The organism is Bacteroides faecis MAJ27, from assembly GCF_900106755.1.
Lineage (GTDB): Bacteria > Bacteroidota > Bacteroidia > Bacteroidales > Bacteroidaceae > Bacteroides > Bacteroides faecis.
Genome location: NZ_FNNN01000016.1, coordinates 24,784 through 49,025, shown reverse-complemented (window position 1 = coordinate 49,025; position 24,242 = coordinate 24,784). Strand labels below are relative to the sequence as shown.

Genomic DNA, 24,242 nt, shown 5'->3' with positions numbered 1-24,242 from the left:
TGCAAAGATACAATAAAACTGTCTAACAGTTGAAGGTTTCTTTCAATAATTAATACGAATTATACAATAGACGCCTTCTTGACCAATGATTAGCCCATTCCACACAAATACTATTCATTATCAGAGTGCATGGGCACCACATGATAATAAACCCCATGAGATCTCCGGTACGACTTCACTCCCAACTTCTGCAAAATACGCCCAAAATAAGATACTTGCCGAGGTGAAAACTTCATTTTACTAGCCTTCTGTATTCGTTGTAACAAGTCTGCAGCGAGCAGCCACTCCCCTTCCTCTTCGTCGCCTGCCGCCCGATAATACACCTGAAACAATTGCTCAATTGCAGGAGATTGCTCAAACTCCTGATTAGATTCCGTCATAATAGCTTCCTCTTCTGCATCAAACCAATATCGTTCATTTTTATAAAGTGCCGTCATTGCTTGTGCATAAAGCTGCTCATAATCAATGGGGCGCACCACATCAATCACTCCCGTCACTTCGACACCGATAAAACGGCGACTGCCGGAAGTGTCTGTCAGCAAGTCTTTATGATTACTCGTTCCGATAAAAGAAGCATATCGGCGGAGTGATTCCACAGCTGACGCATTCGGACGGCGGGTATTAACAACCGGTTTTTGCAGAATATGTTTAAGGAATGACTGTTGGTTGACTCCTATCTGATCAAACTCATCCATATTAATGAGAAGAAAACGATTCAGATACAATTCGGCATCCCTTTTACGGCCAAAGTCAATGCTGTCCGTATAATACGCCTGCAAACACGGAGGCAGAATCAGACGGCAAAAGGTGGACTTACGATATGCCTGCGGACCAATTAAAATAGGTGAAGTACTGTTCGCATGATTTTTATCAACTCCACGCCAATGCGCCACTGTACTGAGAAACCAACGACGAAACAGTTGTCCCCAATGAGGATTATCACAGGGAACTCTTTCGGCCAAGTCACGGATATGGTCTTTACCATCCCAGCGGGGAAGATCATAAAGAAACTCCTCGACAGGGTGATAAACGGGAACATGATCGGAATTCAGATATCGAACTACATCCTTATCCCAAAGTTTGATGCCCTCATACATAGCATTCATCGTAATACTTGCCATCACCCGCTTATCTATCGGACGAAAATAAAAGTTGAAACTGTTCCGTTCACGATACTCCACGCACGAAGTCAGCTGGTTGAACCGAAACTCATAGCGGCGTTTCATAAACTCATCCGTCTGCATGACGAACAATTGCTCCGGCAACAAACTACTTTTATCGGCAAATCCCCCGCACGTATTATACACGTTTTTCACTGTCTCACGAATCAAAAATTCATCTTTCGGCAAACGGTAATGACCACGCGCCCATCGCACGGTATCTTCCTGTGGAATGCCGGCACGAAAACACTGCTCAGCCAGGCAAATAAGCAATGAGTGTATATCATCGCCCGGACGGTATCCCTTTTGTTCATCCAATGCCCGGGCAAATGCCGCCTCAAAAAGAACAGAAAGCGCTTCGTAACTATCATATCCCGGCACAAGCCGCTGTAAAGGAGAAACTTCCGCCTGTACCTGTTCCCGATAGGTAGTTTCCCCCGGCAGAGAGGCGGGTTGCTTCAGGTAAACAGGCATCGCTTCGGGATTGAAATACAATTCCGGATCGAAAGTCAGACGGCAATACTGTTCCAGCGAAGGTTCTCTCAGTTCGATGTCAAACGGAAGTTGGGGCTGATAATATTTCACAGCCAGACGATAAGCATGCGCATGAAAGACTTCCGCCTGTTCGCGATTATCAGGCAGACGATTATCGGGATACGTAAAACGAACCCATATTTTTACAGACTTTCCGGAAGAACCAATAAAAGCAAGATAAGTTTGCGGCAATTCCTTCACACGCTCCTTCACCTCATCAGCTTCCATATGTCCGGACAATCCGTTGACCTGAAGCATAACGATTCCATTATATTCAGACATTGCCATCACTCCGTTTTCCCTGACAAAAACAGCAGCCGGAAGTATCTTCGGTACTTTTTCTATATAATCATTTTTATCACCGGGAAGCATATAAGGCAGGACTTCTCTCATATTAGAGACCGGCTGTGCTTTAGTTTCCTTTTTCATCTGCTCTACGAGCCGCTCAATCTTCAACGTACGCATCGTATTGACTTTGCCATCGTCTCTCACTTGTGTTATTCTCATTTTTCTTTAGCTGTTTGTCCTGCTTGTGTGTAGGGCATTATATATTTTGCACAAAAGTACTGTAAACATTCTATGTAAACAAGTTTCTGATCACAAGTTTCATCTCTGCCTCCTCTCCTCTTCTACTAAAAGAAAAAAAATTTAGTCTCACGGTCTCATTACTTTTACGCAATTGCCAAGTAGTTAATGTATTATAGAATGAGAGATAAATTTCACAGAGGTATCTCTCATTCTTTTCTCACTGGAATCGCCCTATTTTAACCTATCTCTCATGCTATTTTGGGGCATCTCTCATTCTGCTTTCCAACTTTCATTATTTAATCTCAGCCCTAAGCATATTCTCTTTCAAGAAGCACCTGAAGGCGCATATATTTTGCCATTCATTATCATGCAAACAATCCTATAATTGCTTGTTTTACAACTATTATTGTCGTATCTTTGATAGACGTTATTCATCGCCTTACCCAGGTGAACCGACATGTTCACCCAGATACACAGATATGTTCTCAAAGGTGCAATGATCGGATCACCCGGGTAGAACGATGAAGATGTCAGCAAGATGACACGCGGATAAAGGCGTTAAATGCCGGAGAGATAAGTAACAGCATATATAAACAATAGATAAACAACAATTAAGATGGCAGTACAATTCGAATTTTATAAGAATCCTGTTCAAGGAGAAGAAGAGGAAACTAATTATCACCCCAGAGTCGTGAATTTTCAACACGTGACTACCCGCAGACTGGCAGCCGAGATTCATTCGGCAACTACCTTTGGCAAAGCCGAAGTGGAAGCAATGTTAATGGAACTCAGTCGGTGCATGGGCAACCACCTTCGCGAAGGGCAAAGAGTACACCTTGACGGGGTCGGTTATTTTCAGATCACATTACAAGCAACAGAGCCGATACATTCCATGGCCGCACACGCCGACAAAGTGAAGTTTAAATCGGTCAGTTTTCTGGCGGACAAAGATTTAAAAAGTGAGCTTGTAGGTATGCATGCACAACGCTCAAAATATAAACCTCACTCGGCTACCCTCTCCCAAGAAGAAATAGACAAGAAACTAGCTGGGTACTTCTCTACGCATACGGTTCTGACCCGCTCTGATATGCAGTCACTTTGTCAATTCACACACAGCATGGCCGCACGCCATATTCGCAGGTTGAAAGAAGAAGGTTCTTTGCAGAATATCGGGATTCGTACACAACCGATTTATGTGCCGTGTCCAGGACATTATGGGAAATAGTTGTATTATAGGATGAGAGATGCCCAAAAACAGCATGAGAGACAGGCTAAAATAGAGCAATTCCAGTGAGAAAAGGATGAGAGATACCTCTGTAAAAAGTATCTCTCATCCTATAACAGATTAATTATTTGGCAATTACACAAAAACAGTGAGAGTATGAGACTAAAATATTTTATTCATTTTAGTACAGAAATGGAAGCTTGAGCAATTCTCTATCAGCCAAATCTTAAGAAAATACTCATATCCCTTATTGCCATTCAACATTATAAAAAACAGAAGTGTTACCCTTCTTCCTAATCAATATAGGCTTTTTCATATCATAAATTATGAATTTTACTTATTTTGTATATTCCCATACTACTTTTGTCATAAACCAAAACAACACGTTATAAAAAAAATCTTATTAATCTTAATTGCAGCCCAATTTATTATAGCTCCTCAAATAATAAAGGGCTCTGGCGCAAATAACTCTCATGAATATATTGAAGTCAACCCCAAAAAAAGAAAACTGTCAAGAAAGACATTTTGGGAAATACTGTTATCGAGGATGATAAAGGTAATAAGAAAACCATTAAAAAAGATATATTTGATAATATAATTATTGAAGATTACTAAAGTGGCTCTCACATAGCCCTTAAGCATTCTAACCTAAATTAAACAATCAAGTAAAGTTTAAAGTAATAGCTTTTATTCCTGTTGATTATGCAAAGATAATTATTATAAAATAATAAAATGGGAAAAATACAATAATCTATTTACTTACAAAAAAGAACAAGCATATCCGATATGCATTTGGAATATTATAAGAGGAAGCTTGTTTAAGCTTCCTCTTATACTTTATATCGCTTATGGAATATTCTGGATTATTCCTTCCCAACTATTAATTCCAATTCGGGATAAATACTGTTCAAAATAATCATCTTCCTCATCAGTACCAGCCTTTTGATAGGTCGTCCATACAGGCTTGATTTCACCATTATGAGGTGCATCGGCATACTTACGCAATCCCAAACAAGCACCATCTCCCAAATGGTCAAACCAACTATGCCATTGTATACCATTAATACCGTCCAGATTATTTATCTTCTTCCAACCATAAGCAAATCCGGCAGCCTGATCTTGCAAATCATCATCTTCATAAGATGGCGAACATGTGCCCGCTTCAGAAAGCCATACAGAACGTCTGACAGTTCCTTTATATTGATTTCGGGATGTTTTCACCCACTTATCCAACACTTCAAGATTCTTCAAAGTCACATATTCCGTGTCCATAGAATAAGTCGCCTGTTCATCATCCCAAGTACACGGGTTGCCTAACTGAGCCGGGTAACTATGACATGCCAATGACCAGAAGAAATCACCTTCACTTTCACTGAACTGATTCATAAAGTCGAGCATATCTCTTACTTTATACCAACCGCCACCGGCAGCAATGTTCCAGCCATGTGAGAAAGAGATAAAGACTTCTGAGTGCTGGTCATATTGATGCGCAATATTATAGCACATACGCATCGAACGGAGATAGGTATCCATAAACGTAGCAATCGGTTTGTCACCCATATTTGTCCAATGACTTCCTCCGTCTACTTCGTTATGTATAATCCAGTGCGCTATGCGCATATTAGAAGCACTATATCTTTTTGCCAGGAAGTCAAGCGCGGCAGCATAACAATTTGTAGACTCTATTGTGGTCATATTGGGCATTGTATAGGGAGCTATACCATCAAAATCCGGATGTTTCAAAAGAGTACCGGCGTCTCCGGTAGGAGGAACCAACAAAATGCCTGCTACAGAGATTCCACGTTTACTCGTTTGCTCTAACACAGCATCAAATGAACTCTTCATATACCCCTCATTAAAATAATATGTTCTGCCACCGTAAGTATGCGGAATATCTCCTTCCTGCTGAGAAAGATGCATGAAATGAGAAATAGGGATATTAATGGTGGCACTGGTAATACCCAAATCATCCAAATCGGATGCAAGGAATCTATGGTTTATCAATCCTCCCAATCCCTTCTTTGATTTTAAAGGAATAGCCTCAACACTTTGTTTTACGTGCATTTTATCCACGTTCGCATATCGGGCATGAGAAACAAGCTCATCCTTGGAAGCTCCTTCTCTGTATATAGCCCACTTAGACAATAAACGATCATACTCATAGTCACCTATAGCAACATATCTATCCAACTGAACGTTAAAAGAGCCGTTTGATAAAGGTGTTTTATTTTCCACCTTTTCTACTTTGAACATATCCACAAATGGAGGAATCTCTCCCAAGAAGAAAGTACCTTCTCCCGTACAGTTACCTTGAATACTGATCGTATTCTCTCCTACCACCACATCAGTTACATGGCAATCATATTCTTTATTCAGATAGGCTTTAATTCCTTGTTCGTACTTCTCTTTATTAAGTGCTTCGTTATTCTCATCCTCTTCCTCCTGTTTTTCCTCATCATTCATTGTACGCAGACGTATATTACGCATTTGTATGATATTATTGGGCTGGTCTCCAAAATCCAGACGCAGATAATCCTTCACTTTCCCCCAATCAAACTCCTGTCTATATTTCTTTAGACGAACGCTGAAAGAAGCCCAATCTGTAGAAGCCGGAACAGAGCCCGCACTCATACTGTGGGTAGCATCAATCCCATCCTTTGCATCCGCAAAGAAGAGTTCAAGATTGCTCATCCCCATTTCCGTCTGATATTCAAATTCAAGAACATTACATTCTTCGGGAACATCTTCTTTAAACAAACTGGCAGTCGCCCAAGGATCACCATTAGTAGTTTCTATCGTATAACTACTGTCTTCATTCTGAGTTAACACCACTCCCCATTTATAAGGTCCATCCAATAACATATAAACGGGCGGAATAACGATCTCTTCAGGCGGAATAATTTCTCCTCCATTGTCTTCTATAAAATCATCATTACAGGAAGATAAGTTCATCACAAAAAATGCCATTAAAAACAGCATGCCACATCGCCCTAACAGGCGTTCAGGCCTTCTCATAAAGAAAGCTTTCAAATTTTCCATAATTTCAGTTTTAGTTAATAATGTCGTTAATTAAAAATTTTCAATGATATTCCAATCAGGAATTCCAATTAAAGGTAAGAATTGTTCGAAGTATTCATCTTCTTCATTTGTGCCTGCTTTTTGATAAACTTCCCAAACGGGTTTAGCTTCCCCTTTGTAAGATTCGTCCAAGTATTTACGCAATCCGAAGCAAGCTCCATCTCCCGGATGATCAAACCAATTATGCCATTGCAACCCATCAATCCCTTCCAATGCATTGATTTTCTTCCAGGCAAAAGCCAGACTGGCCGCTTGCTTCTGAAAATCTTCATCCGAATAAGTAGGAGAATTTACTCCAGCCTCAGAAAGCCAGACAGAGCGCTTCACAGTTCCTTTATATTTATTTTCTTTTGTAAGCGCCCACTTACTCAGAACTTCCAGATTCTTAAACGTAATAAATTTAGTATCCATAGAAAACGTTGCATTCGGGTCAATCCAAACACACGGATTCGTCAAATCCTGAGAATAGCTATGATAAGCTAAACCCCACTGGAAGTCTCCTTCTACCCGACTATAAACATTCAACAAATCAATGATTTCTTTGCTCGTATAGAGCCACCATCCCACATTAGCTATCTGTGTCCAGGAATGAGTAAAGGAACCTAAAACCTCCGCCTGTTTATCATATTGGCGTACAATATTATAACATATACGCATCGATTTTATATAGGTATCCGTAAATACTGTAAGAGGTTTTATTCCCATATTTGTCCAGTCTATACATCCGTCTACCTCATTATGCATAATCCAATGAGCTATGCGCCCGTAGCGATTATCCGGTGTACAATATCTTTTAGCCAAAAAATCGAATGCCGCTGCATAACAATTCACTGACTCCAGAGTAGTCATATTAGGCATTGTATAAACCCCTCTCTCATAATCCGGATGTTGCAGTAATGCTCCCAAATCAGGATCTGCACATTTAGCTGCCGGTTCGACAAGAATAATGGCGGCAACAGCAATATTCCGCTTGGCTGCCTCTAAAAGAGGAACGTCAAGCAAACTCTTGAGGTAACCTTCATCCATATAATAGGTTCTTCCGCCATAAGTATGCGCAATATCTCCCGCTCTTGGCGTCAGGTGCATAAACTGAGTGATACAAACATTAATCGTAGCACTGCTTATATCCAATGCAGAAAAGTCTGAGATATATTTGTTAGGGATAATTCCTCCTAACCCTTTCTTTGAAGTTAGCTTGATAGCCGGAAGATTCTGAAACGCATGAATTTCATCCACCTGATGCGCATGAGAAACCAGCTGGTCCCTTTCTACCCCTTCTTTATAAATAGCCCACTTTGACAAAAGACGGTCATATAATGTCCCGTCCCTTTCTACATAGCGTTCTAACTCAATTTCAAAAGATGAATCTGTCAGTTTTACCTTATAAGGGGCCTTCTGCACATCTATGATATCCAAATAAGGAGGAATCTCACCTAAAAAGAATTTGCCTTCACCTGTATATTCACCAATAATCCGAACAGAAGATTCCATTGCCGAGACTTGAGAAATTTTACATGAATAGGTTTTCCCCAGATAAGCATTCAGATCTTGTTCATGCTGAATATCTTCTTCATCAAAGGGAGAGTCAGATATCTCCTCTTTTTCCTCCTCATGACATGAGGAAACAATGAAAGGACAGCAAGACAGAAACAAAAGAATAATAAACGACTCAATATAAGCCTTTCTCATTTTAAAAAAATGACTTTTCAATAGCTCCATAAGTAAAACTGTAAAGGGGTTTAGGTTTAATTGTACAAATATAAAGCTATTGATATGAACACACGCAAAAACCTACTTTTTTTTACAATTTTTATACACAGCAAAAAATGTTACTATCTAAAAGCATCTTAACAGACAATCATTTATTACCACAAATGAATACTAATCAATCAACAAAGCTTTCATTGGCTTTTTATCTCCCGTATAATAGACAGAAATACAAAAAGCTTCCCAGCCCACATATCCTCCAAATCTCCAAACATAGGGATCTACCAAACAGGGAAACTCCTCATGTTTGAAAGAAACAACACCATCTTCCGAGTGAAGATAAGTAGTCACTATATCCTGAAATTGTGCATGAGAACGTTTTGCGCATGGAATGACAAATGCCATATGCAAAATGATCACACTTGCTGCCACAATTGATATACTTCTACACCAGACTGTATTAAAAGAAGTCTGCTCACTGATCAGCTTGATTAAAATCACAACAGAAAACAGCTCTATTCCAAATAATTGCCGGACATTTCGAAATCCTATAACCAGACTAAAAACAAATTCAATAAAGATTATATAAAAATAGAGTTGATTATCATAGAAAAACTTTTTCAGGGTATGATGATTACCGTTTCTCTTTTCACGAAAAAAAGTACATACCAACAAAAACAGAAGAACATAGAATGTCCGAAGCTCACCAATTATCAATAAGAAGGTTTCCCAGATCGAAGGATGATCAAACGACGCACGTCCGCGAGCAGCAGGCGATAAACACAATAACACAGTCCCAAGCCAGAAGCCGACAACCAAAATCACTTCAGGTGATTTAGGCCTCCTCTTATTATATTGCACACAATAAATAATGAACAAAGCCCCGGAAATGCCCACAACCAAAGATTCATGTGTCCAACCAGAAATGACGCCCAGCAAAAAAAGAAGAAAAGCAACTCCCCAATTCACCCTTTCCACTTGTCGCACCTTATTATAAACTAGAAGAAAAAACAAGCAAAAAACAGCGCTCCAAGTATAATTGAGAGCACCACTCATCAGCAGAAAAAGATCAACCGGACAAGGTAACAAAAACCATATGAAAAAGACAGCGACAACCCAGTAGCCGTATTTGTTCAGATTTCTTTTACCGGAAATCCATATGACCAACATATTAAGTAGCAGGAAAAAGAATGTATTGATTAAATTAAAGCAATCCTCCCCCCAAAGTCCGGCAAACGACTGCTCGAGAATATGAGGAATGGTACGTCCATTCACATAAAAATAGTGATTATATTGCGAAAACATAACATCGGCAAACGATGATATCTTCTGCTCAAATCCTATCGATGCACCTTCAAAGAAAGACTTAGCTGCCACAGGAGTCAAATAGAATGAATAAAGATAATCGTCTCCGCATATTGGAGTGTACATATTCATCAGGTAAAATAAACCTCCTATTATCAACAAAAATACCCCAATACCGATCTGTGCTGTTTTTTCATTCATAATCTTAGCTATTGTTTCACACCATTATATTCTCTTGCAATGTAAGTAGGACGATTTTTTGTTTCATTGAAAATGCGTCCTATATACTCCCCAATAACTCCCAAAGACAACAATTGTATCCCGCCTAAAAAAAGAATCACAACCATCAAAGTAGGAAAACCTTGTACTACTTCACCCCATATCAATGTTTTAAACATGATGAAACACATGTATATGAAAGCAACCAGAGAAACTATAATTCCAGCAAAAGTAGAAATACGCAAAGGAGCTACAGTAAAGGAGGTCACCCCTTCCACAGCCAAACTCAGAAGGCTGAAAAAGTTAAACGAAGATGTACCGGCAATACGATCTTCTTGCTCGAATTTGATCTCTTTCTTACGAAATCCAATCCAGCAATACATACCTTTAGTATATCTCTGGCTCTCACGCAGCTGTTTCAAAGCGTTTATACAACAACGATCTAGCAGCCTGAAGTCACCGACATTCGGGAGAATCTCCACACGGGTCGTTTTCTGCAATAGCTTATAGAATAGCAAAGACAGATACTTACGCATCAAACTCTCCTTGCCTCTGGTTATTCGTTTTGCATATACATCGTCATACCCTTCTTCCCAATATTTCAACATTTCAGGAATTAAGTGAGGAGGATGCTGCAGGTCAGCATCCATAATCACCAGGCAATCGCCCGTAGCATAATCGAAACCAGCCAGCATTGCTACTTCTTTTCCAAAATTGCGAGACAGGTCAACAAAATTAATTCTCTCATCCTGTGACCTCAAAAATTTAATAACTTCCAATGTTTTATCATGACTGCCATCATTGACAAACAAAATCTCCCACTCATATTCTGCATAAGAATCCATCATTTCTTTTAGCTTCGAATAGAGCTCCGGAAGAGAGAGTTCCTCGTTGTATGCAGGTATTAAAACACTAACTTTACTCATATCTTTTTAGATTTTAGAACAAAACGAACAAGAAGAAAATTAACCGGTACCACTAATGCAAACACAGGAAGAGGCGCCCATCTCTCCGGAACTCCGATCCATATAAATAGTGACAATAGTCCGATATGCAACAAATAATTGATAAAATGACTGATACCAAACCCTATTCCTTTCCTAACAGTAGGCTTAGTATTAAAGGTGAAGATATTAGACAAGTAAAAATTCAGAATGAAACTAATAGCATAACCAATAGTATATGCAATAGCCGGTAACATCAGTACACATAAAAAGAAATAAATGCCATAATGAGTAGCAGTTGCCAGAACACCAACCAATATGAAACGAAAAAATTCTCTACGTTTATTAAAAACAGACATCATCCAATACTCTTTTATCGATTTTGATCCAACTACCCACAGGAGACTTATAAAACGGTACAATATTATAAATAATATATAAGACCAGCAAAAAAGTATAACTAAATATACAAAAATAAACAATATCACTTCTCCATTAGATTAAATCATAGAATGATATCTAAGTTGCAATATCTCCACTCATCTTCATGAGTTACCACCACACATAACTTTATACATTCAAGAAAAAAGCTCCCTTATTTTGATCACAACATCCATATTCTGCGAATCAAATTTTCGAGCAAACAAATGCTCTGTTTCTAATAAATATTGCAAATCCTCCATTTTCCAAACATAAGGATTCCCCCGTTCCCAATCAATTGCACGAAGTCCGGCATTCAACTGCTCACTACCAGAATAAATATGACTCCGCCTTTCTGAGTTCCACAATATAGATTGAAGGAATATTTCGTCACCACAGCAAACATTTTTAAAACGCCTTAAAATAAAAGACTTTTGGGCTAATATAATAGTTAACAACTCATGCGTAATACTAACCCAATTGGAACCCTTTTTAAATTCAATTTCTTTAGGGCGGTTATAATGGAAGAAATCCTGCAACTTTAAAAAGTTTATCCGAAGAGATTGTACCTGCTTTTTTAAAATACGAGGTGGAATCTTATAATAACGACAGAACAAATGATATTTAAAAACCTTTCTTTCGAGATCTTTTAAATTAGCCTCACCACAAGAGTAAGGAACAAACTCATACCCCTTATTTTTCTCGAAGAAATGATGGATATAGTCCTGTGACTTTATCGGCAAATCGACTCCTGACAACAAATGATAATAATCATAAGGGCCTTTCATACTGGCTGTCTCAAGTAACAACAGTTCAGCCTTTACCACACTAATATCACCCCATCTTACGTCAAGACGTTGCTCAAGTACAAAAAGACGAGCTTTTGCAAGCCGAAATAAATCTTGTTCTAAAGATCCGAGTACGACTTTTTTATCAATATGCAGATATATATCATTCCTCTCATCATCAAGCATAGAAAGAAGTATCCTCAATATTTGAAATTCATTATGGGCCAGAATCAAAAAAGCATGTCTCATTAGCTTCACATCATTAAATAAGTTCATTCTCATGCAAAGATACGACAGTTAGAATTCCAATACAACAATAGTTAGATAAATTCCAAACATATATTTTGATAAATATTGGAATCTATCTATCTTTGTGAAATTTAAGTCTTAAATCATTAAATTTGAGCTAACATCCAGTTTTAATGTAGATAAAGACAATAACGTCATTAACCTAAATAACTATTATATAGACCAATAATATCCATAATTACAATGATAGATAAACCTATATATGTGACTTCCCCCCTACTGCCTCCTTTGGAAGATTTTACTTTCTTATTAAAAGAAATATGGGAAAGCAAAATGCTGACAAATAATGGCAACTTCCACCAAAAGCTAGAAGAGGAATTAGCTAAATATCTTAAAGTTCCCTATCTCAGTTTATTTACGAACGGTACTCTACCTCTAATAACCGCTTTACAAGCAATGAGAATTACCGGTGAAGTGATAACTACTCCTTTTAGCTTCGTGGCAACAACGCATTCTCTTTGGTGGAATGGAATCAAACCTGTTTTTGTGGATATTGAACCAGAAACATGCAATCTGGATCCTGCTAAAATAGAAGCAGCCATTACTCCCAGGACTACAGCCATCATGCCTGTACATGTCTACGGGAAGCCTTGTAAAACGAAAGAGATTCAAGAAATTGCCAATAAATATGGGTTAAAAGTCATATATGATGCAGCTCATGCCTTTGGAGTAGAAATAAACGGAGAAAGCGTTTTAAACTTTGGAGATATGGCTACCTTGAGCTTTCATGCAACGAAAGTCTACAATACTCTGGAAGGCGGAGCATTAGTTGTCCATGACGAGCAGACTAAAAAGCGCATCGACTATCTGAAGAACTTTGGTTTTGCCAGTGAAACGGAAGTTGTAGCCCCCGGTATCAATAGTAAAGTAGATGAAGTGCGCGCTGCATATGGTCTGCTTAACCTCAAGCAAGTAGACAGTGCAATAAGTTCTCGCCGTAAAGTAGCTATAAGATATAGAGAAGAACTTCAAGACATAAAAGGGATAACCTTTTTCAATGATATACCAGGAGTACGCCACAATTATTCTTATTTCCCGATTTTTATAGATGCTGAAGAATATGGAATGACACGTGATGAGCTTTATTTTAAAATGAAGGAACACAATGTATTCGGGCGCCGTTATTTCTACCCATTAATCAGTACATTCTCAACTTATCGCGGATTAGAATCTGCTAACCCTGAAAACCTCCCAATAGCAACCCAAATGGCTAATAGGGTCATCTGCTTGCCAATGCACCATGCTTTAAGTGAAAATGAAGTTGAGTATATCCTCCAAATTATAAAGAAATAGTATGATAAAATTATCAGAAATAACAAAATCTATATCCCCTTCCCTGACAAGGCGTCTATTTAACTTGGCTCAAAATTATGACAATGTTATAGACTTCACATTGGGAGACCCGGATATACATCCACACGATAAAATAAAAGAAGCTGGTTGTAAAGCGATACTGGAAGGTCGTACAAGATACTCCCCTAATGCCGGATTATTAGAATTAAGAGAAATAATATCTTCCAGATACAAGTTACAATATAATATAGAATACAACCCGACAAATGAGATTATGGTTACAGTTGGGGGAATGGAAGGATTATATTTAACCCTGCTAGCCATTCTAAACAGAGGGGATGAAGTCATTATACCAGCTCCATACTGGATAAACTATGTACAGATGGTATGTATGTGCAGTGGAGAACCCATTATCACAGCTCCTGTCAGCACCAATGACTTATCGATATCTATAGAAAATATAAGGAAGGCAATCACTCCTAAAACAAAAGCTATTATTTTAAATACACCCAGCAACCCTTCCGGGAAGATAATCTCTGATGATTCCATCCAACAAATAGCACAGATAGCTATTGACAATGATTTGATAGTAATAACAGATGAGGTATACAAAACCCTACTTTATGACAATGCTCATTTTAAAAGTATTGTTACATGCGACAAGATGAAGGAACGCACTGTTGTTATCAATAGTCTGTCAAAAGAATTCTGTATGACCGGATGGCGTCTGGGTTATGTAGCTGCACCTTCAGAATTAATATCAGCCATGACAATGTTTCAAGAGAACATAGCCGCATGTGCTCCATTACCGTCTCAGTATGCAGCAATAGAAGCGCTACGAAATTCGGAGAAATATTCGGCTGGTATGATTGAGGAATTCACTCTCCGCAGAAATGTTTTACTGGAAGAAGTTGCCAAAATCAAAACAATAACAGTCGATGCACCACAAGGGACCTTTTATGCAATGTTGAATATAAAATCTACCGGATTAAAATCTGAGGAATTCGCATATGCCCTTTTAGAAAAAGAACAGGTGGCAGTTGTTCCTGGAATAACTTACGGTGATTGTTGCGAGGATTTTATCCGGATTGCCTTTACATTAGACATTTATAAAATAAAAGAAGGAATTCAAAGACTTAAGCGATTTGTCGAAAGTTTATAAAATGAAAAAGATTTTAATGCTAGGAGGCTCTTTATATCAGGTCTATGCGATTAAAGAAGCTGTAAAAATGGGACATTACGTAATCACCTGCGATTACTTGCCGAATAACCCAGGACATCAGTATGCCCACGAATATTATAATGTCAGCACAACAGACAAGGAGGCTGTTTACGAGTTAGCCAAAAGACTTCAAGTAGATGGCGTCGTTGCATATGCTTCAGATCCTGCAGCCCCTACAGCTGCTTATGTTTGTGAGAAACTAGGATTGCCTACCAGCCCCTATGCTTCTGTAGAAGTTCTTTCTCAGAAAGACTTATTCAGGCGATATCTGGCAGAACATAACTTCAATGTTCCCAAGTACGTCGGATGTTCTTCATACCCGGAGGCTTTGGAACAAATCAAGAATTTAACCCTTCCTGTTATGATAAAGCCTGTCGATTCATCAGGAAGTAAAGGTATCAATAAACTGACCAACGTAAATCAACTAAAAGACTTTATAGAAGATGCCCTCTCATATTCTCGTGAAAAACGCATTATTATTGAAGAATTCATAGAGAAAGATGGATATCAGATCTCAGGAGATGCCTTTTCCGTAGACGGAATTTTAAAGTTCCATTGTTTTGGAAACGAATACTACAGTTCTTCAGTTGCCAAAGATTTTGCCCCACTTGGCGAATGCTGGCCTTTCCAGATGAAACCTGAAATTATAACAGAACTAGAAAAGGACATACAGCGCCTGATCTCTGAACTAAAAATGGGAACAACCGCATATAATGTTGAAGCTATTCTTGGTAAAAACGGGAAATTGTATATACTGGAGTTAGGTGCCAGAAGCGGTGGCAGTTTAATTCCTCAAATTACAGAGCTGGCAACAGGGGTCAATATGGTTAAATATGTGATAAAAGCAGCTTTGGGAGAAGATTGCTCTGAAATAGAGATGTCACCGGCAAGGGGGTACTGGTCCAATTATATGTTACATAGCAAACAGACCGGACGGTTTAAAGAAATATCATTTGATGAGAACTTTGCAAAAAACAATCTGGTAGATTGTGTAACAGAACTGAAAAGTGGAGATAATGTTCATGCATTCCGGGATGCTGGTGATGCATTGGGGACACTCATTCTCAAATATTCTTCGAAAGAAGAGATGTTTAGTGTTATAGAAAATATGGACCAGTTTGTACATATTATTATTGATTAAAATATGAGCATAACAATCCATACAGAGCCTTTATCATATACCAAATTCAGGGGTTTTATCATATCCTCTGCAAACTGGTTTGCTCCTTCTCTGCTACAGATGCCAAATCTGGATGAATGGATATTGAAAATGTATCATAACGGCTCTATATACTATGCTATTTCCGGACCTAACATTATATCTTTAATTGTTGGCTATTACAATAGAGAAGAAAGATTTTTATATATCCCCTATGTTTGTGTACACCCCGACTATCAAGGTCATGGGATTTCTCAAAAAATAATTAATTATATCATAGAACATCTTTCTACCGACATTCAGGAGATATTGCTGGAAGTTAGAAAAGACAACAACAATGCACTTCAGGCATATCATAAAATGGGGTTTTATGAAACTGAAGATAGGGATGAAAAGTATTTAATGAAGAAAGAAATACACAAAAGTTAATATTGAATGAAAGATATAGCAAATACTCCATTAGTAAGTATAATTTGTAGTACATATAATCATGGATTATATATATCCCAGTGTTTAGATGGTTTTCTAATGCAAAAGACAAATTTTCCATTTGAAATTCTAATCCATGATGATGCATCCACAGATAATACTCCTGATATTATTCGCGAGTACGAGCATAATCACCCTCAAGTCATAAGACCCATATATCAGAAGGAAAACAAATATTCAAAGAAAGAAGATATCTTTGCCAAATACCAATGCTCACGGGTCAGAGGAAAGTATATTGCAATATGCGAAGGAGACGATTATTGGATTGACCCATTAAAACTTCAGAAACAAATCGATTTTCTAGAAAAAAATCCTGACTACGGCATGATATATACTACCAGCAAGGTATATAACCAAAAGGAAGGCAAAATAGAAGAAGATATTATTGGACGGGAATATAAGGGTTATATAGAGTTATTATCCGGAAATTGTATTCCAACTCTTACTACTTGTATACGCAGTTCCTTAGTAATGGAGTACTTGAAAGAAGTGGAACCTAAGAGCAAAAACTGGCTAATGGGAGACTATCCTATGTGGCTATGGATATCATATTATTACAAAATAAAGTATCTTCCGGAAAGCACTACCGTATACCGTGTCTTAGAAGAGTCAGCAAGTCATTCTAATGATATACAGAAATATGAAAGGTTCATATTATCGACCATTGATATAACCGCATTTTATATCCATAAATTTAATACTCCATTAACAGAGCCATACTTACGATCCCTCAGTTGCTTTTATTATGATCTATACGATAAATTTATGTATCTGGGCATGTATAAAAAGGCCAGACACTATTCAAAACTCATTAATCCTAGCTATGTATCCGCACGTATGCGAAGAAGAGTCCGCCGATTCCATCTCAGATTCATTCAATTAAGACTAGAAAAATGGCTCAATATAAAAGGAAACAAAAGGAAGTAAAAAGGAGAAAAATATTTAGTGGGATATTAAGTAAATATCCCTTTTTTCTATTCACGAATCTCCACCTTTTTTAAGTAGGAAATGAGTCAAGTAGTACAAATGCCAATGATAAGCTATTTTTCTTGCCCTCCTACGATACTTCAATTCATATGTACCTTCAGGCAATGCAGCTATCTCTTTCATTTTCTGCCTCATATCCTTGACAGGTTCTTTGAATTCTCTCAAATTCACCTTCAAAAGTATCTCCTTAAATATTGTAAGACAAGTCCCTATCAACCTAGTCCTAATTTTAAAAAGATCTTCTTCTTCAAATAGAGAATATTTCTCCATGAACCTCATACGGGCATATTCTGCTAAAAAATAATGATAAAGATTCATAGGAGACATCGTGTGACATATACTTGTTTGTCGTTCTACATAATGATAAAAAGGACTATCTACCCATACAACTTTCTTGCATAGAGCAACCCATTCATACATTACAAGCCTGTCCTCATAATTTTTCCCCTCCGGGAATTGTAATGATGTCAAAAAGTCACTCTTATAAAGCTTTGTACAAGCAGAACAACTAACTTTTTCCATCATCATATCTTGTAATACATTCTTTGGATCTCGAATAACAATATCTCCAGAATTCCGGTAAGGAGACTCGTTTGGTTTAAATTCATATTCAAGAAGAAAATTACAATATGCAATTTCCGCATCACTTTGTACCATTGCATCCAACATTTTCTCAAACATTGCAGGTTCAACATAGTCGTCACTGTCAACAAAACCAATGTAAGGAGCAGAAGCTATACGCATGCCAGCATTACGGGCAATAGAGAGCCCAGCTATAGAAAGATGAAGCACTTTAATACGTTTGTCAATTTTCGCATATTCATCACATATCTCAGAGGAACCATCAACAGATAAATTATCAACCAAAATTATTTCAATCTGCTGTAATGTCTGACTACGTAATGATTCAATACATTTATGCAAATAATCAGCGGTATTATGAACAGGCACTATTATACTAACCAAACACTTATTCTCCACTATTTGTCTTTTTAAGTTTAAAATGTATCCAATAATAAATAGGCCAAAAATAAACAATCTTTCTCAGCCGTTTATAACATTTAATATCAAGTTCCTTTTTAGGCAGAGGAATTAATTTCTTCAAATTATTCTTCATATCAACAACATAGGCACGACTTTCGCTAAAAGGAAAAGAACGCATCTCTTTAAAAGTCCTTAAGCAGCTCTTAACAAGGGATGTTTTCATATTATATTGTTCTTCCGTATCGAACAATAGATTATTATTAATAAACTCCAAGCGGCAAAATTGTGCTAAAAAGAAATGATACCGTTGTAATGGTGAAATAACATGGCAAATACTAGAGTCTCTTTTTACATAATGATAAAATGCCTTATCAATCCACACTACTTTTTCAGATTCTAATATCCACTGATGCAAAATAAGACGATCTTCATACATGTTATGTGTAGGAAATTTTAACGAAGAAAAAAGTGTCTTCTTAAAGAGTTTCGTACAACAAGAACTATTCAATCGATCACACATCATATCATACACCACCTCCTTCGAAGATCTTTCACAGATCATGCCACTATTAGGTTCAAAAGAGTCTATATGCCCGTCATCATGTTCAATCTGAAAATTGGAATATACCAAATCAACACCATATGAACTAATTGCAGCAAGCAATTCCTCATACATATTGGCGTCAATATAATCATCACTGTCTATAAACCCTATATATGGAGCAGAAGCCACATCAATGCCGGCATTACGAGCTACAGATGCATTAGCTACCGAAAGATGGATTACTTTTACCCGAGTATCCATACTTGCATATTCATCACATACCTCAGAAGATCCATCAGTTGATAAATTATCTACTAGAATTATCTCTATATTTTCTAAAGATTGATTTCGTATAGATTCAATACATTTTCGCAAATAATTAACTGTATTATGTACAGGTACAATCACACTTATCAAATAATTATTCTCCATGCATGCTCTCCATTAATAAACTTACGCACAAAGATAGAGAATATAGTATTATCAGTAAAATAAAAACCAGATTTTAAGTTCCCAGGTTATCATTAATAATCGTATCTTTGCCGGAAAGCTTATTATATTAATATGAGTAAGGAAAATATAGCATTTGTTGTTGTACGTTACGGATTAAATATCAATGGAGGAGCAGAGTATCATTGTAGAATGCTAGCCGAAAGGCTTACCAATGATTATAACGTTGAGGTTCTAACTACTTGTGTAGATAATTATAGAACTGGAGAGAATATTGAGTTTAAGGAAAAAGAGATTATCAATAAAGTCACTGTTCGCCGTTTTAAAACTAATCCCACTCATCCTGAACTTGAAAACTTTTATAAAAAGAAAGCCAAACCGGCTTATAAATTAAGACGTTTTTTATACAAATGTCACTTTCTAGCTATGGCTTCTTACTTTTTCCCTGTTTGGCATTTCAAAGAAAAAGAAGAACTAGAAGCACTCAGCAGCCAAGTTTTCCATTCTCCGGCTCTCTTCAATTTCATAAAAGAAAATAAAGATAATTACAAAGCAATCATCCCTATTACAATAGATTATTCCCATGTATATTACACAACTTTATATGCACCAGAAAAGACTATTGTAATCCCTACAATGCATTATCACAAAACTGCATTTCGCTCAACCTTGACACAAGTCTTTACAAAGGCAGCCTACATCGCTTTCAACACAACAGCAGAACAAAAACTAGCAAGAAAAATATTTGGCATGCACATGGCACCCCACAGTATTGTAAGCGTAGGGATAGAGCTAAGTGCTCCAGCAGAGTGGACAGTGACCCAAGAAAAGTACAATCTTCCGGATGAATATATGCTCTATGTAGGGAGAGTAGACCAAGGCAAACTTAACAATGTGTATACTTATTTCCTCAACTACAAAAAGGCATATCCTAATTCTGACTTAAAGTTTGTTCTTGTAGGCAAACAATATAGTGATCCTTTCAATCATCCGGATATCATATATACTAATTTTGTTGAAGAACAAGAAAAGACATCAATCATTCAACACGCAAAGATTGTAATCAACCCATCACTGTATGAAAGCCTATCGCTCATATTACTGGAAGCAATGGCTTTAAAAAAAGCGATGTTGGTCAATGGCAATTGCAATGTATTGAAAGAACATTGCAATAAAAGTAATAATGCTGCTCTATACTACACTAATGAAAAAAGTTTTATTGATAAACTTCATACGCTAGACTCTTCTACCAATCTTAGATTAGAGATGGGAGAAAAAGGATACTCTTATGTTAACAGTAATTACGACTGGAACATAATAATGAATAAACTAAAGCAAGTTATCGAAAATATATAAAGATTTAGATGCTCTTGATAGCTTGCTTTAAGCGCCCCATAATCAAAGTCCAATCATAATTCGATTTCACATAAGATGCACCTTTTTCTCCCATCTCCTCTCTCAAATCTTCCGATTGTTCAATCCGTCGAAGCGCTTGATTAAACCCACGCTTATTCATATAATAGAAAGAAGCAAAATCACTTTTTAAACAATGTTCTTTCAATACCTTACAATGTCCGTTTACAAGCATTGGTTTCTTTTGGCTCATAGCCTCTAAAAGTATTAAAGAAAGGCTTTCATAACGAGAAGGATTCACTACAATTTCGGCATGCTGTAGAATTGACATTTTCTCTTCATCACTGACAAAACCTGTATATATAATATCAGGATGCTCAAATCGCTCCATAGCCAGTCCTCCTACCAATACTAATCTTAATGTTGAATCTGAATATTTCTTCTTATAATTCACAAAATAGGTAAGTAAACGATGAATCTTTTTAGGAGTAATACGGCCAATATATAACAAATATCTCTCTGGTAATTGAAACTTTTCTTTTGTCAGCGCCCAATCTGCGGATAAAGACTCCTCTATTCCTACACTCAATATTCCATGAGCTCCCAGAGCCTTGCCCAAGATATTTTCAGCAAGTCTCTGTTCCTCTCCAGTATTAAAACCAACATAAGCTATCTTTGAAAAAGCAGAGGTTAATACTGAACGGAAAGAAATACCCATATTATGCATTGTAGGAATAGCTATCGTTTTTCTACCTGCATACAATGCAGTATAATAAAAAGTGACATAATCAGAAGACATCGCTATAAATGCTTTATATTCATCTACATGTTCACGAATATACTCGTTCAATGCGGATGAATAGAACTTATCGCTATTCATTGCCTGTACTTCCAGATCATTTTTATAAGACCACACAGGAAACAAATAAGACAAATATTTCAAGATTCCTAATTTAAAAAGGAACTGACGTAACTTTCTTGCAGGTTTAGCCTTTTTCGCGAAACAACGCTCTTTTTCGTGCTGGATTGGATTTGTTCTAAAACGACGGACCAACACTTTATTCCATTCTTCCGTGCCTTCCGGATATGTATTCTCGCCTGTTGCAACATCTCTGACACAGGTAGTAAGCACTTCCACGTCATAATCTTCCACCAGTCGCTCAGCCAACATCTGACAATGATATTCTGCGCCACCATTTATATTTTTGCCATACCTGACAACAACAAAAGCAACCTTTTCTTTCTGCATAGCTTTTCTAATATTATATTCCATCTACGAGAGCGCTTGAATCGCACTTCTCATTCGTCCTATAATTATCTTCCAATCATAATTTTCCTGAACATAACGACGCCCTTTCTCTCCCATCTGTTGACGCAATACTTCAGACTCCTCCAGACATCGTAGCTTTCGCACAAAATCCCGCCGATTCATATAGTATAAAGCCGCATAATCACTCTTCACACAATGTTCTTTCAGAACATTACACTGCCCATTGACTAACATCGCCTTACCCTCACTCATTGTTTCAAGTAAAATGAGCGACAAGCTTTCATACTTCGAAGGATTCACAATTACTTTAGCATTCAACTGGATAGCAACTTTCTCCGCATCACCAACAAAACCTGTATAAATTATATCCGGATGTTCAACTGTCTTGCCAAAGATACCTCCAACCAAAACCAGCTTCAACCGGGAAGCTATATATTTCTTCTTGTAGCCTAAAAAGTAATCAACAATATTATTCAACTTTATAGCATCGATTCTCCCAACATACAGTAGATAGTCCTCCGGCAAATTATATTTTACCTTTGTTTGCTTCCAATCAGCAGCCTTCGTCTTCTCTATACCTACACTAATAATACCATTAGCAGCTAAAGGTTTTCCAACGATATTCTCGACTAACTTCTGTTCTGCTTCTATATTAAACCCAATATATGCAACCTTAGAAAAAACAGATGTAATAATAGAACGAAAAGAAGAACCGTTATTATGCATGGTAGGAATAAGGATCGTTTTCTCCGGTGCATACATCGCAGTATAATAGGTGTGAGGAAAAAAAGAAAGTGGAATGAATGCTTTATAAAAAGCTTTGTTTTCTCTTATAAAGGTATACATCGAGGATGAATAAAAGACCTGACTATTCAAAGCTTTTATTTCTTCTTCCTCTTTATAATGCCAAATTGGCTTCACATAGGACAATGGTTTCAAAAGACGACATCTATACAGAAAGTGTCTCCACTTCTTTGCCGGAGCCGCTTGTCGCACATAGCTCTTATGTAAGTCCGGCTCAACAGGGTCCGAATAGAATCGACGTACCAAAACACCATTCAAAGTTTCTTTTCCTTCAGGGTATTCATTTTCACCGGTAACATAATTCTTGACGCACGTAGTTAATACTTCAACATCATAATCATTCACAAGCCTTTCTGCCAGCATACGACAATGATATTCAGCACCCCCGTTTATATCTTTTCCATAACGAACTACTACAAAAGCTATCTTTTCCTTAGTCATTCTAGTCAATCAACAATTTGTGCTTTCTCTTGAATATAGCACGATAACCACGATATAGCATTCTATAGAAACCGAAGTGTTTACACATAAAATATCGTTTGATTGACATACTCGGGCCTAATTGCCAAGGAGTAATATGACGATATTCGCGCATTTTCAGCATTGTTTCATCTATTATATCTTCAAAAGCCGGTGATGGAGGACACAATAAAGTGTGGTTAACCAAATGAATACCTCTCTTAAGTACACCAACAGAAGATTCGTCTCCAAGCTCTGCATTCTGAATAAACTTATCCTGCTCATAAAGACTCAGGAAATAATGATATTCCTTTACCGGGTCATAACCTCCACGAGTAATACTCTCATTCTTATGAATCATATAATGGTATTTAGAGACACAACTCAATACCACTTTCTGAGAGCTATAGAATACTTTATATAATACCGCCACGTCTTCATAAACTCGTCCGACAGGGAATGAAAGGCGGTCAAACAATTTACGTTTAAAAAGTTTCGCCCATAAATAGTTCTTTACCAAGTCATTCTTCACCAAAGCACGTATAATTTCCTTCTTGGAAAAGATATGCAACTTACCGGTATTGTTGATTATCTTGGAGGGCCTTCCTTCTTGCTCAAGGAGATAAGTACAAGCAGAGACATCCGCATCATGCTCTACCATCAATGTGTAAAGATACTGATACATATCATGATCAATCCAGTCATCACTGTCTACAAAGCCCAAGAGTTCTCCCGTAGCTGCAGCCAAACCGGCATTACGGGCAGCACTCACCCCACTATGAGGTAAATGAATAGTCTTAATGCGCTGATCCATACGCGCAAACTCATCACAAATACTGGAGGAACCGTCGTCAGAACCATCATCAACTAAGATAATCTCAAGGTTCTTATAGGTCTGCTCCAGTATAGATTGCAGACAAGTCTTCAAATAGTCCTTTACATTATAAACAGGCACTATAAGACTAATCAATGGTCCAGAGATATTAGCATTCATATTATTCTACTTGTCAA

Annotated in this window: 19 protein-coding genes; 7 read left to right on the top strand and 12 right to left on the bottom strand. The window is 37.4% G+C overall.

The genetic code is table 11. The features are described from left to right. Nucleotides 1-110: 110 nt before the first annotated feature. The gene (locus BLW31_RS14545) at nucleotides 111-2,201 is read right to left on the bottom strand and encodes a virulence-associated E family protein (RefSeq protein ID WP_010536122.1); all 2,091 of its coding nucleotides are present in this window, start codon (nucleotides 2,199-2,201) and stop codon (nucleotides 111-113) included. Between the two features lie 637 nt (nucleotides 2,202-2,838). Between BLW31_RS14545 and BLW31_RS14540 the strand changes: the two genes are divergently transcribed. Next, entirely contained in the window at nucleotides 2,839-3,447 is a 609-nt protein-coding gene (locus BLW31_RS14540; RefSeq protein ID WP_010536121.1) for an HU family DNA-binding protein, read from the top strand. Nucleotides 3,448-4,293: 846 nt separating this feature from the next. On the opposite strand, the gene BLW31_RS14530 is transcribed toward BLW31_RS14540, so the two are convergent. The 6 genes from BLW31_RS14530 to BLW31_RS14505 all read right to left on the bottom strand — a co-directional run bounded on the left by BLW31_RS14530 (nucleotide 4,294) and on the right by BLW31_RS14505 (nucleotide 12,184). Then, nucleotides 4,294-6,486 carry a DUF5722 domain-containing protein gene (locus tag BLW31_RS14530; RefSeq protein WP_010536119.1) on the bottom strand — a complete coding sequence of 731 codons (2,193 nt, stop codon included), beginning with the start codon at nucleotides 6,484-6,486 and terminating at the stop codon, nucleotides 4,294-4,296. Nucleotides 6,487-6,516: 30 nt separating this feature from the next. Next, nucleotides 6,517-8,214, bottom strand: a complete 1,698-nt coding sequence (locus tag BLW31_RS14525) for a DUF5722 domain-containing protein (protein ID WP_010536118.1) — start codon at nucleotides 8,212-8,214, stop codon at nucleotides 6,517-6,519. Nucleotides 8,215-8,406: 192 nt separating this feature from the next. After that, nucleotides 8,407-9,738 (bottom strand): DUF6056 family protein, encoded by a 1,332-nt coding sequence (locus BLW31_RS14520; RefSeq protein WP_010536117.1) that lies wholly within the window; start codon nucleotides 9,736-9,738, stop codon nucleotides 8,407-8,409. An 8-nt stretch (nucleotides 9,739-9,746) separates the two neighbouring features. Then, complete coding sequence (locus BLW31_RS14515) at nucleotides 9,747-10,682, bottom strand: glycosyltransferase family 2 protein (RefSeq protein WP_010536116.1); 936 nt, start codon at nucleotides 10,680-10,682, stop codon at nucleotides 9,747-9,749. Then, nucleotides 10,679-11,059 (bottom strand): GtrA family protein, encoded by a 381-nt coding sequence (locus BLW31_RS14510; RefSeq protein WP_029425205.1) that lies wholly within the window; start codon nucleotides 11,057-11,059, stop codon nucleotides 10,679-10,681. Before BLW31_RS14510 ends, BLW31_RS14515 begins: the two co-directional genes overlap by 4 nt. Nucleotides 11,060-11,278: 219 nt before the next feature. Beyond that, a complete protein-coding gene (locus tag BLW31_RS14505; RefSeq protein ID WP_010536114.1) occupies nucleotides 11,279-12,184 on the bottom strand; it encodes a beta-1,6-N-acetylglucosaminyltransferase in 906 nt (301 codons plus the stop codon). A gap of 216 nt (nucleotides 12,185-12,400) precedes the next feature. Here BLW31_RS14505 and BLW31_RS14500 point away from each other — a divergent pair, with 216 nt between their 5' ends. Genes BLW31_RS14500 through BLW31_RS14480 form a run of 5 tightly spaced genes read left to right on the top strand, consistent with a single transcriptional unit; the run spans nucleotide 12,401 to nucleotide 17,307 of the window. Further along, nucleotides 12,401-13,510 (top strand): DegT/DnrJ/EryC1/StrS family aminotransferase, encoded by a 1,110-nt coding sequence (locus BLW31_RS14500; protein ID WP_010536113.1) that lies wholly within the window; start codon nucleotides 12,401-12,403, stop codon nucleotides 13,508-13,510. 1 nt (nucleotide 13,511) lies between these two features. Further along, the gene (locus tag BLW31_RS14495) at nucleotides 13,512-14,672 is read left to right on the top strand and encodes a pyridoxal phosphate-dependent aminotransferase (protein ID WP_010536112.1); all 1,161 of its coding nucleotides are present in this window, start codon (nucleotides 13,512-13,514) and stop codon (nucleotides 14,670-14,672) included. Between the two features lies 1 nt (nucleotide 14,673). Next, nucleotides 14,674-15,873, top strand: a complete 1,200-nt coding sequence (locus tag BLW31_RS14490; RefSeq protein WP_029425202.1) for an ATP-grasp domain-containing protein — start codon at nucleotides 14,674-14,676, stop codon at nucleotides 15,871-15,873. Nucleotides 15,874-15,876: 3 nt separating this feature from the next. Then, complete coding sequence (locus tag BLW31_RS14485) at nucleotides 15,877-16,320, top strand: GNAT family N-acetyltransferase (protein ID WP_010536110.1); 444 nt, start codon at nucleotides 15,877-15,879, stop codon at nucleotides 16,318-16,320. A gap of 6 nt (nucleotides 16,321-16,326) precedes the next feature. Beyond that, a complete protein-coding gene (locus BLW31_RS14480) occupies nucleotides 16,327-17,307 on the top strand; it encodes a glycosyltransferase (protein ID WP_010536109.1) in 981 nt (326 codons plus the stop codon). 51 nt (nucleotides 17,308-17,358) lie between these two features. Here BLW31_RS14480 and BLW31_RS14475 read toward each other — a convergent pair whose 3' ends face one another. Beyond that, complete coding sequence (locus BLW31_RS14475; protein ID WP_010536108.1) at nucleotides 17,359-18,348, bottom strand: glycosyltransferase family 2 protein; 990 nt, start codon at nucleotides 18,346-18,348, stop codon at nucleotides 17,359-17,361. Beyond that, nucleotides 18,338-19,327 (bottom strand): glycosyltransferase family 2 protein, encoded by a 990-nt coding sequence (locus tag BLW31_RS14470; RefSeq protein WP_010536107.1) that lies wholly within the window; start codon nucleotides 19,325-19,327, stop codon nucleotides 18,338-18,340. The genes BLW31_RS14475 and BLW31_RS14470 overlap by 11 nt, the downstream gene beginning before the upstream one ends. A gap of 132 nt (nucleotides 19,328-19,459) precedes the next feature. On the opposite strand from BLW31_RS14470, the gene BLW31_RS14465 reads away from it, so the two are divergent. Beyond that, on the top strand, nucleotides 19,460-20,701 hold the full coding sequence (locus BLW31_RS14465) for a glycosyltransferase (protein WP_010536106.1): 1,242 nt from the start codon (nucleotides 19,460-19,462) through the stop codon (nucleotides 20,699-20,701). Nucleotides 20,702-20,705: 4 nt separating this feature from the next. Here BLW31_RS14465 and BLW31_RS14460 read toward each other — a convergent pair whose 3' ends face one another. From BLW31_RS14460 to BLW31_RS14450, 3 genes are read right to left on the bottom strand one after another with little or no spacing between them, the layout of a single operon-like run. Further along, nucleotides 20,706-21,971, bottom strand: a complete 1,266-nt coding sequence (locus BLW31_RS14460) for a glycosyltransferase family 4 protein (RefSeq protein ID WP_010536105.1) — start codon at nucleotides 21,969-21,971, stop codon at nucleotides 20,706-20,708. Further along, on the bottom strand, nucleotides 21,972-23,213 hold the full coding sequence (locus BLW31_RS14455; RefSeq protein ID WP_010536104.1) for a glycosyltransferase family 4 protein: 1,242 nt from the start codon (nucleotides 23,211-23,213) through the stop codon (nucleotides 21,972-21,974). 1 nt (nucleotide 23,214) lies between these two features. Then, entirely contained in the window at nucleotides 23,215-24,225 is a 1,011-nt protein-coding gene (locus BLW31_RS14450; RefSeq protein ID WP_010536103.1) for a glycosyltransferase family 2 protein, read from the bottom strand. Nucleotides 24,226-24,242 lie beyond the last annotated feature (17 nt).